The 16,406-nt window shown below is 35.5% G+C and carries 14 protein-coding genes; all 14 read right to left on the bottom strand.

Annotation, left to right across the window (positions count from 1 at the left end; genetic code table 11):
• Position 1 precedes the first annotated feature (1 nt).
• The 14 genes from PHE88_06670 to PHE88_06605 all read right to left on the bottom strand — a co-directional run bounded on the left by PHE88_06670 (position 2) and on the right by PHE88_06605 (position 16,396).
• Positions 2-1,555, bottom strand: coding sequence for a CDP-glycerol glycerophosphotransferase family protein (locus tag PHE88_06670; protein MDD5687497.1), 1,554 nt, complete (start codon positions 1,553-1,555; stop codon positions 2-4).
• Positions 1,556-2,395: a class I SAM-dependent methyltransferase gene (locus tag PHE88_06665; GenBank protein ID MDD5687496.1), complete on the bottom strand. Its 840-nt coding sequence runs from the start codon at positions 2,393-2,395 to the stop codon at positions 1,556-1,558.
• A 10-nt stretch (positions 2,396-2,405) separates the two neighbouring features.
• Positions 2,406-3,524 (bottom strand): DegT/DnrJ/EryC1/StrS family aminotransferase, encoded by a 1,119-nt coding sequence (locus tag PHE88_06660; GenBank protein ID MDD5687495.1) that lies wholly within the window; start codon positions 3,522-3,524, stop codon positions 2,406-2,408.
• Between the two features lie 14 nt (positions 3,525-3,538).
• The gene (locus tag PHE88_06655; GenBank protein MDD5687494.1) at positions 3,539-3,913 is read right to left on the bottom strand and encodes a cupin domain-containing protein; all 375 of its coding nucleotides are present in this window, start codon (positions 3,911-3,913) and stop codon (positions 3,539-3,541) included.
• A 124-nt stretch (positions 3,914-4,037) separates the two neighbouring features.
• Positions 4,038-5,261: a class I SAM-dependent methyltransferase gene (locus PHE88_06650; GenBank protein ID MDD5687493.1), complete on the bottom strand. Its 1,224-nt coding sequence runs from the start codon at positions 5,259-5,261 to the stop codon at positions 4,038-4,040.
• A 45-nt stretch (positions 5,262-5,306) separates the two neighbouring features.
• A complete protein-coding gene (locus PHE88_06645; GenBank protein ID MDD5687492.1) occupies positions 5,307-6,734 on the bottom strand; it encodes a radical SAM protein in 1,428 nt (475 codons plus the stop codon).
• 4 nt (positions 6,735-6,738) lie between these two features.
• Positions 6,739-7,590, bottom strand: coding sequence for an N-acetylneuraminate synthase family protein (locus PHE88_06640; GenBank protein ID MDD5687491.1), 852 nt, complete (start codon positions 7,588-7,590; stop codon positions 6,739-6,741).
• 19 nt (positions 7,591-7,609) lie between these two features.
• A complete protein-coding gene (locus PHE88_06635; protein ID MDD5687490.1) occupies positions 7,610-8,695 on the bottom strand; it encodes an SPASM domain-containing protein in 1,086 nt (361 codons plus the stop codon).
• Between the two features lie 49 nt (positions 8,696-8,744).
• Positions 8,745-9,425: an SDR family oxidoreductase gene (locus tag PHE88_06630; GenBank protein ID MDD5687489.1), complete on the bottom strand. Its 681-nt coding sequence runs from the start codon at positions 9,423-9,425 to the stop codon at positions 8,745-8,747.
• A gap of 12 nt (positions 9,426-9,437) precedes the next feature.
• A complete protein-coding gene (locus tag PHE88_06625; GenBank protein MDD5687488.1) occupies positions 9,438-10,595 on the bottom strand; it encodes an acylneuraminate cytidylyltransferase in 1,158 nt (385 codons plus the stop codon).
• Between the two features lie 18 nt (positions 10,596-10,613).
• On the bottom strand, positions 10,614-11,831 hold the full coding sequence (locus PHE88_06620) for a hypothetical protein (GenBank protein ID MDD5687487.1): 1,218 nt from the start codon (positions 11,829-11,831) through the stop codon (positions 10,614-10,616).
• Between the two features lie 53 nt (positions 11,832-11,884).
• Positions 11,885-13,276 carry a hypothetical protein gene (locus tag PHE88_06615; GenBank protein MDD5687486.1) on the bottom strand — a complete coding sequence of 464 codons (1,392 nt, stop codon included), beginning with the start codon at positions 13,274-13,276 and terminating at the stop codon, positions 11,885-11,887.
• Positions 13,263-14,312, bottom strand: a complete 1,050-nt coding sequence (locus PHE88_06610) for a zinc-binding dehydrogenase (protein ID MDD5687485.1) — start codon at positions 14,310-14,312, stop codon at positions 13,263-13,265. Before PHE88_06610 ends, PHE88_06615 begins: the two co-directional genes overlap by 14 nt.
• The gene (locus PHE88_06605) at positions 14,309-16,396 is read right to left on the bottom strand and encodes a radical SAM protein (GenBank protein MDD5687484.1); all 2,088 of its coding nucleotides are present in this window, start codon (positions 16,394-16,396) and stop codon (positions 14,309-14,311) included. Before PHE88_06605 ends, PHE88_06610 begins: the two co-directional genes overlap by 4 nt.
• Positions 16,397-16,406 lie beyond the last annotated feature (10 nt).

Raw genomic sequence — 16,406 nt, 5'->3', positions numbered from 1 at the left:
ATCAATTCTTCATCATTTCAAACATTAAGTCAACAACTCTTCCCGATGCATTCCCGTCTAAATTATATGCATGTTCCACAACAAACTTCTTTCTTTTATTTTCTAATTCCTGCCGGATTCCATTATTGCTGAATATGTCATTTATTACAGATACTGCTTCGTTTCCTGAGCATGCCTGTAAAGCTGCCCCGCTTTCCACATACGGTGTCCAACGGTTAAACAAATTCACAATAAGCACAGGTTTATTGGATATCATTGCTTCTATAGCTGTAGTAGAAAAAAAGGTTATTAATAAATCGCATGCTTTAATAAGTTCATATAAATTATCGCGCCTGTCCACAAGAATTATTTTTCCCGTGTTATTTTTTAATTTGAGAGACCGATGATATTGCATCTTTTCATCGGGATGGGGTTTCACAATTAAAACAGCGTCAGTTATATTGTCAATCAAGCTATAAACTGTTTCTATTGCGTTTCTTCTGACGGTTTCACTACTGAATGCTCCGGGATGATTTGGCTGAGAAGTAAACAATATGATTTTATTTTTTGACTGAATGTTATATTTATTACAAACAATTTCTCTTTCGTTAGTTATTTTTACCAGACTATCAAACCGCGGTTGTCCTGAAATTACAAGTTTTTCTTTTTTAACTCCTATTTTTTCAAGACATTGTTTAGTATAATTTCCGAAAATTGCGGCTTTATCAACCGAAAGGAAAAGCCATTCAAAAGCGTTATCTGAAGCATATCCCTGTTGAATAAGCAATGTGGGTGTTTTCCTGTTTCTTCCTATCAGAAAATAGATTCTTGCCCGCGGGTCGCAATCATCTCCGCCGGCAATAATATCAGGCTTTATTTTATCTATAACCTCATGAGCTATAGTAATTTGTTTTATTAATGAAGAAAATTCCCAGATAAAGATACTATCTAGTTCATCTCTGAAATAGTTCCAGATACCCGGGTAAGTATTTTTTATTTTACTTACCAGTATTGTTTTTACTTTTTTTAATTTAACTGATATTTCTTTATTGTTTTTTTTTACCTGATTAGCCATATCCATATTATAAAAATCTTCTATAAAGAGCGTATCTTCTTTGGCAAATTTTTCCTGGGCTGCCCTGTACTTAGAACAGATAGTTCTAATACCAATATCTCTTTTAACTAATATTTCTTTCAAAGGAGAATAAATCTCCTTGTAGTGGCGAGGTTCAAATACTAAAAACAATGCGTTCTTTTTTTTATCCATGTTTTCATATTCAACCATATTTTTCTTATCATTTATATCTCTGACAAAATCCCTGATACATTTCAGATAAGGTTTTATTTTTTTGTGAAAAAGATGTTTACAGGAATTTATTATATTGAATTCTTGATTTGCCTGAGAAAAAGCCGAGGGGAAACTGCAGCATGCTAAAAAAGGAACCATTAACTCCCATAACGAAACCTCTTTAAACTTTAAATATTCGGTTATGGTAATCCCTTCTATTTTTATTTCATTAAGACTTTTAATTAATTCCGCAGAATCATTGAAATATTTATCTTCTTTTTTTTCCATTTACCGCTTTTTTACTCCATATATATTATAACCAAAACCCCATATTTCCGCGAATTTTGAACCTGACCGGTCAAACCATCTCCAGAAAGGTATAAATGTCTTGATTATTTTAGCATACAACGGTCTTAAAAATTTAGGCAATGCTATTGCAGGAAAAGGATTAGTGCCGGCAGCAACTATAACTTTTATACCACATTCATCTAATATTCTTCTATACTCTTCAAGTTTAATAGAATTTTCGTAAAATGGAAAATTCCGTCTACTTTTTTGAATGATACCGTTAAATCTGCCTTTAACAATATTCATCAATAATCTTGATAAAAATATCTGAATATCTCCAAGCGTTTGACAACTAAACTTTTTTGATGAAATTATTGTTGCAGAAAGTAAACCTCCGGGCTTAAGTACTCTTACCATCTCTTTAATAAACGGCTGGACATTGTCAAAATAATTCAGAAGTCCCCCACTGTATACTAAATCAAAAGTATTACTTTCAAAAGACATTTCTTCTGCATTACCTATAACAAAAGTACCTTTGAAACCGGCTTCTCTAAAATTTGCTTTAGCAACATCTAATGCCTTATCTGAATTATCAAGCATCGTACAATCATAATCGGAACTTGCCATAAAATAAGATATCTTTGCAGCACCGGCGCCACACTCCAGCATTTTCTTTCCGGGAGAATATTTATCAAACACCTCTTTCCAGTATTCATATCCCATTTTCCAAATGAGTGCATACCAACTACTGTCATCTTTAACCCCGCCATTTAATATAATTTTATCAGATTCGCTCCAGAATTTATTCCACTTACTTTTTGATTCTTCTCTATTCTCCATACAATATGCTCTATTTATTTAATAACACTTTTTTTATTTTACCGGAAACATATTCTAATTCTTTTTTACTCAGAATCGGTCCGCTTGGTATATAAAATCCCTTACCTGCCACATAATTAGCATTCGGACACTCATTGTGATTAACCCATCCTTTCCGTATAAATATTTCCTGCATATTGTAAGGAATAAATGACTCCCTCGTTTCTATCCCGTATTCTTTTAGTTTATTCATAACCCGCTCTCTTGACAATTTTACATCTCTACCAAGCACTACATGATACATCCAGTAAACATTTTTTGCATATTCTTTTTCAACGGGGATTGCCAATTCACTGATATTTTTAAATTGCTCGTTATAATATTTCGCTATTTTTCGTTTTTTGTCAATAATAACTTCAACTTTTTTAAGCTGCGCACAACCGATCGCCGCCTGGATATTTGTCATCCGGTACCCATATCCGATACTTTTATGCATAAATTTATTTTTTGTACCGAAAGCCAAACATTTTAATGAACGTGATTTGGCGGCAATTTCAGCGTTGTTCGTCGTTATCATCCCACCCTCTCCGGTGGTTACAATTTTATTTGAATAAAAACTAAAACAACCTATATCCCCTAAAGAACCGACTTTTCTGCCTTTATACAAAGCGCCATGGGCTTCAGCACAATCTTCAATAATATACAATTTATATTTTTTAGCTAATTTAATTATGGGGTCCATATCAACAGGATGTCCGAACAGGTGAACAACCATAATCGCTTTTGTATTTTTGTTTATTTTAGATTCAATTAACCCGGGGTCAATATTCATAGTATCTTTTTCAATATCTACCGGAACTGGTTTAGCATATTGGTATAAAACCGCAAAAAAGGTCGCCATGTTTGTTAGAGATGCCACTATAACTTCATCGCCTTTCCCTATTCCCAAAGAAGCTACTGCCACATGTAAAGCAGTAGTACCGCTATTAGTAGAAATACCATATTTACAATCACAATAGCGGGCAAATTTATTTTCAAATTCATCAATATATTTGCCGAATAAACCCGAAATCGCGCCATCATTCATTGCAGATACTACATTATCAAGTTCTCCCTTATCTAAATACGGCTTAGAAGTTGGAATGTACATTTTGAACTCCTTTATTATGCTATTTTTTTCTCAAGTCTATACGTATCGTTTTCATAATTGCCACCGCCACGAGGTCCCCTGGTCAGGACTAAAAATTCCGAGTTTTCTAAGGCTACCAGGGTATGCCTTTCCGTAGGAATATTAATTACTAAATCGCCGGGTTTAACAATTTTATTTTCAACTTTCTTTCCGGGCATCTGTGTTACAAGTTTTATTTTCCCGCTAAGAATATAGGCATACTGGATAGATTTCTTATGATAATGATTACCCCTAACGGCTCCTTTCTTAGAAGTTATAATCGTTACATATTCTATAATTTCCTTCTCCAGAATATCGGTAATTTTCCCCCTTACATCCTGAAAAGCACATTTCTTACGTAATACCCTCATAATTTCCCTCCAACGATAAATTAAGCACGCCAAGGGCGTGCAACTACATATACATTTTAATGGCTAGAATTGCTCTGCCAACATCTTCCTAACTTGCCGGGCTAAGTTCTTATATTATTAATATTTACTCAACAATGCGCGGTTTCGGGATAGGTATAATAAATTTGCCACCCGCTTTTTTGTAATCTTTCAAATTGTTCATTATTTCTTCGGCAAAATTCCAAGCCAGTAAAAGTGCATAATCCGGTTTTTGCTTAACTAATTCAGAATCCGGCAAAACAGGTATATGCATTCCCGGCGTATATTTGCCAATTTTCAAAGTAGATTTTTCTGTAACAAAGTCCAAAACATCTGTGCCTATTCTACAATAATTCAGCAAAGTCATCCCTTTTGCAGGTGCACTTACTCCTGCTATGCGTTTTCCTTTAGATTTTAACTCTCTTAACATTAGCGTAAGTTCTTCGCGGTTTTTCTCTACATCCACTGCAAATTTTTTTAATCTGTCTATATCATAGGTATTTTTTTCTTTTTCCAGCAGAATTAACTTTTTCACATTTTCAGTGACTTTATAATCACCTTTCCTGCAAACAAAATACCTGACAGATCCGCCATGTATATCCGCTTCAACAATATCAAATATTTCCATCCCGTATTTTCCAAACAGGATATTCAACGGTTTAACAGAAAGATAGCACAGATGCTCGTGATAAATAGTATCATACTCTAAATTATCCAGTAACCAAACCAGGTACGGTGCCTCAACAATAAAAATACCTTTTTCAGCAAGTAATTTATCCACGTTTCTTACCAGGGAATGTATATCATCAACATGTGCAACAACATTCGTGCCGGTTATTACCTTTGCTTTCCCTTTTTTCTTTATAATTTCCTGAACAGATTTTTCGTTGAAGAAGCTATTTATGGTATCAATGCCGCCTTTTATCGCTATTTTGCATATATTTTCTGCCGGGTCAACACCTAAAACCTGCGTGCCTTCATTCTTAAACCCCTGGAGCAATACACCGACGTTACTTCCAATATCTACGACAAGATCTGATGAAAGTATTTTATATTTTGAAACTACGTCACTCGCGAAAGAATGGAAGTGTTTCTGTCCTGCTTTGGTCATTGATGATTCATACGGATAGTCATTTTGAAAAAGTATTTCAGGTGGAACAGTATAACCGAGCTGCACAAGCGAACAATCGTTGCAGATAAAAACATCCAAAGGGTAATGTGTTTCCAGTTCCCTTAATCTTTCCTTTACCAAAAAATCATCAGCCGGTGGAGTAAAACCCAAATCTAAAAATTTTGTTAAGTTATTGCTGTAACATATCCTACACTTCATTATTCCCCCTCAACTTGGCTAATTTTATCAACATTTATAAAAAAATCAGGCATTAGCACTCAGTTTCTCAATTGTTTTTTTTATTGTCCCTTTAAAACCCAGCATTTTCATAATACTTACTATTCTTAATAAATAGTTTATACTTCCTGCCACCGGATGCCTTGCAAAATAATTTCTTTTGATTATTTTCTCTGCATTTTTTCTTAAAGAATCATATTCTTCATTAGAAAATTCGGTGTAATTAATTAATACTTTGGCATCAGGCATGTAACCGCCGTCTAATTTTTCTAAAAGTGTCTTTTCATCTTTTATCAACCTTTTTTTTAATGTATCGCACCACAATTGTGTTCCCGGCAACGGAGTAACCGGACTTAGCGCATCGCCGGGATTATCTGCACGCCTGAAAAAATCTATTGTTTCCTGAACCGTTTCTTTTGTTTCTCCTGGATATCCAAACATTACCTGTATATTTGAATATAAACCGGCTTTTGCAGTATCTTTTATCGCCTGTTCCGCTTGTTTAATGTCAACATTTTTATTCATAGCATCCAATATTCTCTGGCTGCCGGATTCTATCCCGTATCCTACCGATGTACAACCTGCTTTCTTCATGTATTTAAGGAGTTTTAAATCAACCATATTAACTCTTCCCTGACAATTCCACTTCAAATTCAAAGGCGCTATCTTATCGCATAGTTCATACACTCTTCCTTTATTGACAATGACCAGTTCATCGTTGAAAAATATACCCCTGATTTGGTATTTCTCCTTAAGATATTTAATCTCTTCAATAATGTTGTCTATGCTCCTCAATCGCAATCCCTTAAACACTTTAGAACAATAGTTACAATTGAACGGACATCCACGACCGCAAATAACATGCCCTGTTCTCATCTTTAACGCCCTTTTCGGACCTATCACGAAAGAACGCTGCACATAGAGTTCCATTGAAAATAAATCATAGGCAGGGAAAGGAATTGTATCTAAAACTTTAATATATTCCCGAAGCGGTGTTTGGATTATTTTACCGTTCTCCTTAAAACATATTCCCTTGACTCTGCTAAGATTTTCTAAATTTTCAAGCAAGTCCACTATCGTCTTCTCACCTTCGCCAACGATACAAATATCTACATCAGTATTTTCTAAAACTGTCTGCGCACTAAAGGTTGCCAATGCGCCACCTACGATTATCTTTTTAGTTTTATTCAAAGCCCTTATCTGCGATGCTAACCGTTTAGTATAATTATACTGCGTAGACATAGCGCTGATACCAATAACATCAAAATCAATTTCTTTCAATTTCTGAATTACTTCTTCATCATTATATTGATGGGCATAAATATCCAAAATTTCCACATTGTATCCTGCATCCAATAGAATTCTTGCTATATAACCTAATCCTATGGGAAAAAACGTCGGAATTCTTGATTTTCCGTCATAATAATGCGGAGTTTGAACCAGTAATATTTTCATGCTTTTATTCGCCTCTTAACTTTTTTCTAACCGATTTTTCACTTTCCATTATCCTTTTAACACCATCACCCAAAATCAGGTTAATGTCCCTTATTCTTTTGCAAAGCATATCCATACCCATAGGTTCCACGCTTGCTGACTGGTCGGTTCCCCACAGTGTTCGGTCAATAGTAACATGCCTTTCTATAATCTTTGTACCTAAAGCTGCTGCAAAAACCGTCGGTTCTAAACCATATTCATGACCGCTATATCCGATTTCACATTTATATTTTTCTTTTAAAGTTTTAATACAATTTAAATTAAGTTCTTCTATTTTAGCCGGATAACTTGAATTGGTATGCATAAGGGCAAAACCAGCTGTGTTTTTTCTTAATATATCTACAGCTTTATCAATTTCTTCTAAAGTAGACATACCGGTAGATATAATAATAGGAACCGATATTTTAGCTGCTGCTTCAAGAAGTTCTAAATCTGTAATTTTAGCCGAAGGTATTTTAATAAAAGGAACATCATATTGTTTAATAAAATTAAGACTATCTAAATCCCATACAGACGCTGTCCATTGTATAGGTTTTTCCTTGCAGTATTTATCAATATAATCATATTCTTTTTTCCCAAATTCTACTTTATATCTATACTCCAAGTAAGTCATCTTTCCCCATGGAGTTTCTCTAATAACATTTTTTTGATGTTCGGGAACGCAGACATCAGGATTTCTTTTCTGAAATTTTACACAGTTCCATGAACAGGCAAAAGATGCGTCTATCAGTTTTTTGGCAATCTGCATATCCCCATTGTGATTAATACCTACTTCCGCTATCAAGTAATGCCCCTTCAAATCATTTAGATCTAACATATCGTCTCCTTTTCTGCAATTAAACGCCCGCATCATTTTTATCACAAGCGCTTGTCAGTTCACCTATTAAAGTCATATCACATTCTCCGGTACATTTTATCCCACCTGTTAAATTAAAGTGGTCTTCCCTGAATTTCCGATATTTCTCCCCGTTCCAAATATCATAAAGTGATTCTTTTCTTGCATCACCAAGAATGATTTCATTATTATAATCTTCAACGCACATCACAGCTTCACCATTAGATTTTATAGTCATGGATGACCATGGAAACTGACAAAATTCAATCCAGTGGATTGACTTAGTCCCGTGTTTTTCTGTCTGGTACCATTGCTGGTCCTGACTTTTTAAATACACATAAACATCCAATCCTTTAAAAGCATCCTGCAATTTCTCAAATTCTTTATCCTGACTTGGATTATTGAGATCTAACATAGTTATGATAATAGTAGTATTATATCCTTGCTTCTTTTTTACTTCAAGTAAATGAAGAATTTTTTTGTAACTATCACTGAAATTAGAAGCTTGTCCCCTAATCGCCTTATGAAGTTTATCATCAACGCTTTCAATTGAATATTTTATGTAACTCAACCCCCCTTCAAACATCTCTATTGATTTCTCGATATTAATATTTGCAGGATTACAACTAAAATAAGAAGGAATTTTTTTCTCTCTTAATAATTTTACTTTTTCGGGCATGTTTTTATCCAGCAAAGGATCGCCGTATCCATGGAGAACTAACACTTTAGGGATAATATAAAGAAAAAAATGGTTTTCACTCATGTCGTTTTTTGGAATACCATAATTTTTTTTAACAAATTTTTCCCATTTTTGCCACTGATTATCCGAAAACGGCTTGAGCTGTTCTACTATTTTTTTGAATGTATCCATATTTATCGCTTCAACAGGACGAGTCATCTTGGTAGTGCGAGGGCACATTTCACATCTCATATTACACGCATTAGTTGTCTCAAAATTATATAAAACAGGCTCCTTGTTTCTAAAATTCTCCAATTGCTCAAAGACATACCGCTTATCAAGTTTTTCCCCTTTCATTAATCGCTGTTTTAAATCAAAGACTTTCATGTAAAAATCAATATCAAACATTTTAGCACCTCATTTTTTAATATTTTTACTAATCCTTATATTCATATTCTTACCACGCTGTCCATCCACCGTCAATATTAACAATCGAACCCGTCATATATGTCGATTTACCTGAACATAGATATTCTATCAAACCATTTATTTCGTCTCTTTCCATCATTCTTTTCATGGGCACACAGGCACTATATCTGGTTTTGAATCCGCTACTCTGATTATCCGAGACACCACCGGGAACGATACAGTTTACTCTTACTCTCGGTGCTAGATGAGTCGCAAGATGTCTGGTAAGCTGAATAACAGCCGCTTTTGACATAGAATAACCAATATGTTTTTCTGTGTTTTTGTAAAGAGATGCTTTAGGCGACACAACCCCGTAAATAGAAGATATATTCACAATCCCCTTTGCTTTATTATTCCTGGCAAATTCCCTGCAGACAGAAAATAAAGATAATACATTTACCAATAAATATCTATTGATGCTTTCAAGGGTTACATCAAATAATGTTTCATTTTTTTTAGATGCATTTATATGATCATTAAATGCAAAACAATTGACAAGATATTCAGCTTTATTTTTAGAAAAGTAATTTTTTACGAACTTTTCGTCCGTAAGATCATGCCCAAAACGCCGGGAAAGTTTCTGTATGTCAAATAACTTCTCCATATACTTGGAAACGGCAGAACCTATTATCCCTTCGGAACCGGTTATTATCATTCTTTCTTTTTTCAAAATTCCCCCTTTTTATTTAGAAAGAAAATCCAACAATTCCCTAACAACCCCATCCCCGCCTTTTGATTTAGTGATAATTTTCGCGATTTTCTTTATCTGTTCATGTGCATCATTTGGTGCTACAGGATATCCGACATAATCCATTACTTCCATATCGTTGATATCATTACCGACAAAAATCACTTTCTCTTTGCTGATGTTATTATTATCTAAATATTTTTTTAAAACTTCTTTCTTATTATTCTTGCCGTACAAACAAGTTATACCCAGCTTATCTGCCCGTTTTTTTACCACAGGATTTTTCTCTGTCGAGAGTATCATCTGTTTGATTCCCATACTTTTTATTTTAGAAACTGCAAGACCATCTGCTCTATTTACTTTGACACTTTCATTGCCAAACTGGCTGACAGTAACCTTGTTATCAGTCATAACACCATCGAAATCATACACAATTAATTCTATTCCACTAAGAATATTTTTATCAACTTTTTTCGCCAGGTTTTTTAAAAATACCAATTCAGCCAATTTTAAAGTCTCGTAATCATCAATATCAACTCTTTGCCACGACTTCATTGTATAAATAGATACCTTACCGCCAAGACGATTCCCGTGTTTTTCCAATATTTCGGGCTTAAAAATATAAATAGAACCGTTTTCATAATATACCGGACTTAAATCCTGCCGTCTCTTCCTATCTTTAGAATCAAAACTCAAGGATGTAAATTTATTCCCTGTCTTTTTCCATATAAACTCATAAGCTTCTGTAAGCGACAATAGTGAATCGGATTTATCTTTAATGATTTTTTTTATTGCATTATCAATGTCATCGGGTTTTCTTAATAGTGCAGTGGTTTGTAAAAAAACGATATAATCGGGTCTTTCTTCCATTTGTCTAAGTGCATGCAGTAAGGCAGATTCGGAAGAAGCTGTGTCACCTGAAATATTTTTCGGTCGCAAGATTGTTTTTGCTCCATAATTATGCGCGATTTCTAAAATTTCTTTACTATCAGATGTAACATATATATCAGATATGAATTTAGATAATTTTGCCTGTTCTACAGACCATGCTAATAAAGGTTTTCCTGCAAAATTAATAATATTTTTCCGGGGAATACCCTTGGACCCGCCTCGGGCAGGTATTATAGCAGCAATCTTATACTGAGTAGACATGTATTTTCTCCATAAATTTCACTTCTTACTTTCGACCCGGGCTGACGGATGTCCATGTTTATTACAGGCATTTTGTAAAGTTGTACTAAACCATTTATCTCTGTCAAGTTTTAAATAGAGCTGCTTAAACTCGTTAAATAACAGCTCGGGTGTTACCGAAATTGTACTATCAAGTGATTTTTGCTTATCTGTTACAAAGGAAAAATCCTCTCCTAATTTTAACCCATAAATATGTATATCCGGCAATTGGAATATTAGATAGGGGTGGTCGCTAAACATCGCAATTATATCAACTCCGGAAGCTGACCCCATATACAGTAAAGAAGCACGAATCAGAGCAAGGTCTTCAATTACGGATGTGCCGAAATCTTTTGCGATAATCACGTTTGACCTTTCTCTTAGACCATCAAATACTTCTTCCCGTAATCCTACGATAATAAAAACAACTTCAGGGAAAGCTGTTTTACACTTGTCAATGAATGACAACCACACAGCCGGATTAGCATTCCGTTCAGTGAAATGTGATGTCAATTTTAAGGATATTACAACAGCTACAGATTTATCCGGCAGATGATTTAGAAAAAACCATTTCGCCCAGCAACTATCTCTTTCTCCAATCCTAAGATGCGGAATATACCCGTGAATATTGTGAAATTCCTGTATTTCATTTATATGGGGTGCTCCGCCAAAATAATTATATGATTCATCCAAGTGTTTTTCCAAAGGAGGAAATATATCATAGCGTTCAATATTATTTTTCAGGAAACGATAAAACTCTTCACGAGTGCTGAATTGATAAACTGAGCCAAGATATGGGCATGTACTGAACAATGGAAGAAGTTCAAGTATATATTCTTGCGCATTATCAGATGTAATATTATGACCACCCACTCTTTTTCCACGGTTACCGATAGGATTATCACGGTCATAGACAATACAGATGTCAACTTCTTCTGCTTTATGCTCAATCTTCAACATACTTAATTTTTCAACAAAAACCATCGGATCTCCAACAGACCATGGCAGTGATTTATAATCCCAAATACCTAAAATACGTTTTTTTTGAAAATTCGAGGTGAAAATTAACCTTATTAAATTACGATAGAAACTGATTCTGAGATACCAGGGAATCCGTTTATCTATAAATAAATATAGATATGTCCGTATCGTTTTTAATGTTACCCAAATACCGTCTTTACGAATCATATTGAATACTTTAACGCAATTTTTGAACATCTAGAAATATCCTTTTCACTTACATTTAACTAAAAATATTCCTTTATCAGGAATCAATCAACTCCATCAGTATGCCATTTTTTTCGACATTGGTACCAAATTATAAAAATAAACGGAATTACAGCTAAATTAGCCAATAAATAACCAATAGCCATTCCCATAACAGAAAACAACTTACCAAGAACCAGGTTGCTGAAAATAACTAGGGCTGCATTCGCAATCCCCACATAAAGCAACGGCTCTGTTTTATGTGCCCGCAGATAACTCGAGAACGGAATAGATACAGCAAGCATAATCTGCGCCAATAAAAACAATCCTGTGGGCAAAGGCGGAATCATACGATAAGCCAAAGGATGTTTTAATTTATAAAGAATATAGACTATCAGCCAGATAAATATCGCTCCGATACATGAAATAATTATAACTATTTTTGTAATCCGCCAAAAAAGTCTGTCTAACTCCTTGTATTCTTTCTGTGCAATCAGTATTCCGAAACGGGGAACTTTAGGATAGACCCATATAGAAGAGAAAGCAGGCAGAAACCCGACTACACTCCATGTCATACCCATTTGCCCCGCAATCACAGACCCGTGATACTTGAATAAGACTGGAATAAAAAAATAAAAGATAAAATATCCGCAGACGCATCCTAAAGCTAACCGCCACTGCATCGGCCAGATCTCTGAAAACCAACTGATTCTTTTGCTTATCGCATGAGAAATAAATACGGTTTTTAAAAAACTTCGGTAATCCCGCCAGAAAAATATCCCCGTGCATATTAGTCCCGCTATGGTAGAAATTGATACTACCCAAAGTTTCGCATGCAAAAATATAGCCAGCCAAAAAACCAAATTCATCCATATTCCCTGCCAAAATCTGTAAATATATACGTTCGACACTTGATTACAACCTTCAAGCAACGACCAGACGGGAACCAGACAAAGAGTAACTCCGGTAAGCAGACACAGGCTGAACCAGGGCATTACCCAGTCAATACCGGCACTCGGAGAGTGCAGGAAGAAGATATATCCGCTTATGCCCAACCCTACAGTCAATACTAAACCTCCCATCGAGTACCATTTTAACGAAAAAATCGCCAAACTTGACAACCTGGACAGTGCCGTTTCGTCGCCCGTAATTTGACCTGTCCCATCCAAACTCAGCTTAGACCATTCATGACTTGCAAACTGGATTATAACTATGCCCAATCCTAATTCTATAAAAGTCTGCAGTGCAAGAAGGCTCCGGAACGTATAGTAGTATCCCTGAAGCTCAGATGTAAAAAAAGCTACAATAAATAACGCAGTTACCGGAGCTGCGACTATTCCAAAAATTCTTGCCAATATTCCGTATAAAACAGCTTTATCAACTTCGACCTTTCTTAAAAAAGAACGAAGTCTAATTTCAAAAGTTGTCCATGCGGATTTTATGTTAATTGCAATCACATTCATAACTCATATCAATAAGGGCACGGCCGACTTTACCGCGTTCCAGGTCTTCCAATGCACAATTTATATCATCCAGACTATAAGTATGGGTAACCAGCATATCCAGCTTTAACTTCCCGGACAGATACATATCTGCATATAACGGGATATCGCGGTCAGAATTTGTTTCGCCGCCCCATGTTCCGACAATTTTTTTACCTTTTATCAAGTCAAAGGGATTTATAGAAATCTTGTCGCCGTGTCTTAAATTACCAGCTATTACAGCAGTACCTTTATCTTTAATTGAATCAAACGCCATTTCCATAACTTCTTTTACTCCTGACGCTTCAATTGCGTAATCAACACCTTTTGCACCCGTCATCTCTTTGATTTTCAATACGACGTTTTCTTTACCGGAATCTATCGTATCCGTTGCACCTAGTTTCTTTGCAAAATCAAGTTTTGAATTATTATTATCGATTGCTATTATCTTCCGACAGCCTACGGCGCCTGCATAAAGAAGAGAACTTGAACCTATACCACCTATTCCAAAAATTGCAATAGAATTTTCTTTTTTCAGTTCAACGCTGTTTTTTACTATACCAGCTCCGGTCGGAACTGCACAACCGAGCAAAGATGCTGCTTTGAAAGGCACTTTCTCGGAAATCACAACAAGGCGGTTTTCGGATATAATCGCATATTCCATAAAAGTCGATATTGCGCCAGAATTGATTTTTGTACCGTCGCTTCCGTAATAAAGCGCCGATGGAACATCCAACCCCTCTCCTTTTATCCAGGTTAAAACAACATAATCTCCGATTTTTACTTTTTTTACTTCCGATCCGATTTCCCTGACTATGCCTACTCCTTCATGCCCTAAAGTATGCGGCAGAAATTTGTCAGGACCTTTCTTACCTTTAATTTCATTCAATTGAGAATGACAGATTCCACTGGCAATAACCTTAACCAGTACCTGTCCTTCATTAAGCTTGGGTATCGAAATTTTTTCAATTTTCAGCGGTTTGTTCAATTCATATAAAATAGCTGCTTTCATTTTAAATACCTTATATATAAATGTTTGGCCTTCAAAAAAATATTCTCGCCAAAAACATGTTTAATTAAATATCTGAAAAGACTTATCATCATAGGAACAACCATTTTTAGTTTTAATATCCGGATACAAAGAAAACCGAATGTCAGACTTATTATTTTAACAGAACCTGCAGCGGAATCCAGCTTGTCATATAAGCGGATCAGTTTCATTCCCCATCTTTTTTTATCAGGAAAAATGTGCAGGATTTCCGGAATTTTCATTCTTTTTTTGCAGTAAAACATTTTTATTGATAATTCCGCATATCCAAGATCATCGGCTATCAATATGACATCCGGATTTATGTTAATCAGGTCTTTTAGTTTCAGTCTTTTCTTGTTGCCGAAATCCGGGCTTGGCAATTGGTTCTGCCTGATTTCAACAAACCCGATTAGCTTTTCGTAATCCAGACCGAAATGGTCGTATTTCAGTATATTCATAGCCTGCAATCGTGTGCCTACAACAACCAGCCGGCGGGCTTTCTTTAGTTCACTGCACAACATTTCATAATGAGCGATAAAATCGTTTAATTTATAAAAATTAAAAAAAATCGGAGAAAAACAGTTAGAACAATAGTATATCTGACCTAACAAGTTATACTCGGAAATTGCTTCGGTGATATTTCCGCATTCTGAACATTTTCCTTTCAATTTTACACCACCCATCGGCCGGTCCTTGCTTCCCAGAAGCCAAAGCGGTCTATAACTGAAATCTAATGCCTGAAACCGATTAAATAAAAAAGTGTGGAAACGTCTTAATTCTCTGAAAATAACATCCCAGAACCGGTTGTCGGGAATTTCGCTTATATTAAGATATCTCATTCTATCTGTCCACTCTAAAAGATAAGGATAAGGAGAAATAAAAGTCTGTCTTAAATGGTCCCATTCATCTTTAATAAGACCTTTTTTAAGCGCATTTTTATATATTCTTGTTCCCGAATAGGTATCTAATAACATCCCATCACAGTTCATTTCTTCTTTTGTTACCATATCAATCGTTTGCTTCAACTCTTCTTCGGTTTCCCCCTCATTGGCCACCATGAAAGTACCAACACACGGCAATCCTGCTGTCCGTGCTGCTCTGTAAAATTTTTTGACCTGTTCAATCGTTGTTTGCTTATTCATCATTTTCAACACTCTGTCGGAACCGCTTTCAATACCGGCTGAAGTTAAAACACACCCGGATTCTTTCATTGCGGAGAAAGTGTCGGCGTCAATACCACTGACATCCGCACGCATGCTGCATATCCAAGGTTTTCTCGATTTTACATTTTTATAGGCATTGCAAAAAGCCAGTATTTCATCTTTGGTCCTGTAGAACATTTCGTTGAGAATAAAAAGCAATTCGAAATCGTAAGTTGAAAAAAGAAATTCTATTTCTTCAATAACATGTTTAATAGGCCGCATCCTGAACGCTCCGACTGTCGGGGAACAAAACGAACATGCTCCCACACATCCTCTGCCGGTCACCACGGGCAAAGCAATTTGCCTTTTCATAAAAGGGATGTTGCAGTGCTTGTACTGTTCCATGTTTATACGATGCCAAGCCGGCAAAATATTAACGCTTTCCAGATCTAACCTGACGGGAATATTTTTGATTATTTCTCCGTTTTTTTTGTCTTTGTAAAGCAGTCCGGGGACCCCGCTGAAATCTTCGGTTCCCATGTTTAATCTATTTACAAGATGCGGAAGCGATGTCTCCGCTTCGCCTACAATACCGAAATCGATTCCCAACTTGTCTTTGTCAAAAAGAATGTGGTGATTGATATCTTTGGTAATATTGCCGCCGAGAATAACGGGCAGGCCGGGTTGAATTGAACGGATTTTACGTATAGTTGTGTATATAAATTCAAAATCGGCGTTTAATCCTCCTACAGCAAACGCCAGATAATTATTTTTCTTCAGAATTTTATCATAATCAGGATCGACGAACGTGGTATCGATAAAATCAAATTGTATGTTATTCCGTTCCAAACAAGAAAGAACATACGCAATCCCTAGAGGTACATGCCAGTAAGGAGGTTTAACAACTAATAACTTTTTATCCATTTTTATATTC

The organism is Elusimicrobiota bacterium (assembly GCA_028718185.1).
Taxonomy (GTDB): Bacteria; Elusimicrobiota; UBA8919; order UBA8919; family UBA8919; genus JAQUMH01.
Note: the sequence above shows the minus strand (reverse complement) of the source record. Positions and strands in the feature narration are given on the sequence as shown.

Excerpts from the sequence above, each read along its gene's own strand:
- PHE88_06625 (MDD5687488.1), bottom strand. The coding sequence starts at position 10,595 with ATGTCTACTCAGTATAAGATTGCTGCTATAATACCTGCCCGAGGCGGG.
- PHE88_06620 (MDD5687487.1), bottom strand. The coding sequence starts at position 11,831 with ATGTTCAAAAATTGCGTTAAAGTATTCAATATGATTCGTAAAGACGGT.
- PHE88_06655 (MDD5687494.1), bottom strand. The coding sequence starts at position 3,913 with ATGAGGGTATTACGTAAGAAATGTGCTTTTCAGGATGTAAGGGGGAAA.
- PHE88_06660 (MDD5687495.1), bottom strand. The coding sequence starts at position 3,524 with ATGTACATTCCAACTTCTAAGCCGTATTTAGATAAGGGAGAACTTGAT.
- PHE88_06670 (MDD5687497.1), bottom strand. The coding sequence starts at position 1,555 with ATGGAAAAAAAAGAAGATAAATATTTCAATGATTCTGCGGAATTAATT.
- PHE88_06665 (MDD5687496.1), bottom strand. The coding sequence starts at position 2,395 with ATGGAGAATAGAGAAGAATCAAAAAGTAAGTGGAATAAATTCTGGAGC.
- PHE88_06610 (MDD5687485.1), bottom strand. The coding sequence starts at position 14,312 with ATGAAAGCAGCTATTTTATATGAATTGAACAAACCGCTGAAAATTGAA.
- PHE88_06635 (MDD5687490.1), bottom strand. The coding sequence starts at position 8,695 with ATGTTTGATATTGATTTTTACATGAAAGTCTTTGATTTAAAACAGCGA.
- PHE88_06650 (MDD5687493.1), bottom strand. The coding sequence starts at position 5,261 with ATGAAGTGTAGGATATGTTACAGCAATAACTTAACAAAATTTTTAGAT.
- PHE88_06605 (MDD5687484.1), bottom strand. The coding sequence starts at position 16,396 with ATGGATAAAAAGTTATTAGTTGTTAAACCTCCTTACTGGCATGTACCT.
- PHE88_06640 (MDD5687491.1), bottom strand. The coding sequence starts at position 7,590 with ATGTTAGATCTAAATGATTTGAAGGGGCATTACTTGATAGCGGAAGTA.
- PHE88_06645 (MDD5687492.1), bottom strand. The coding sequence starts at position 6,734 with ATGAAAATATTACTGGTTCAAACTCCGCATTATTATGACGGAAAATCA.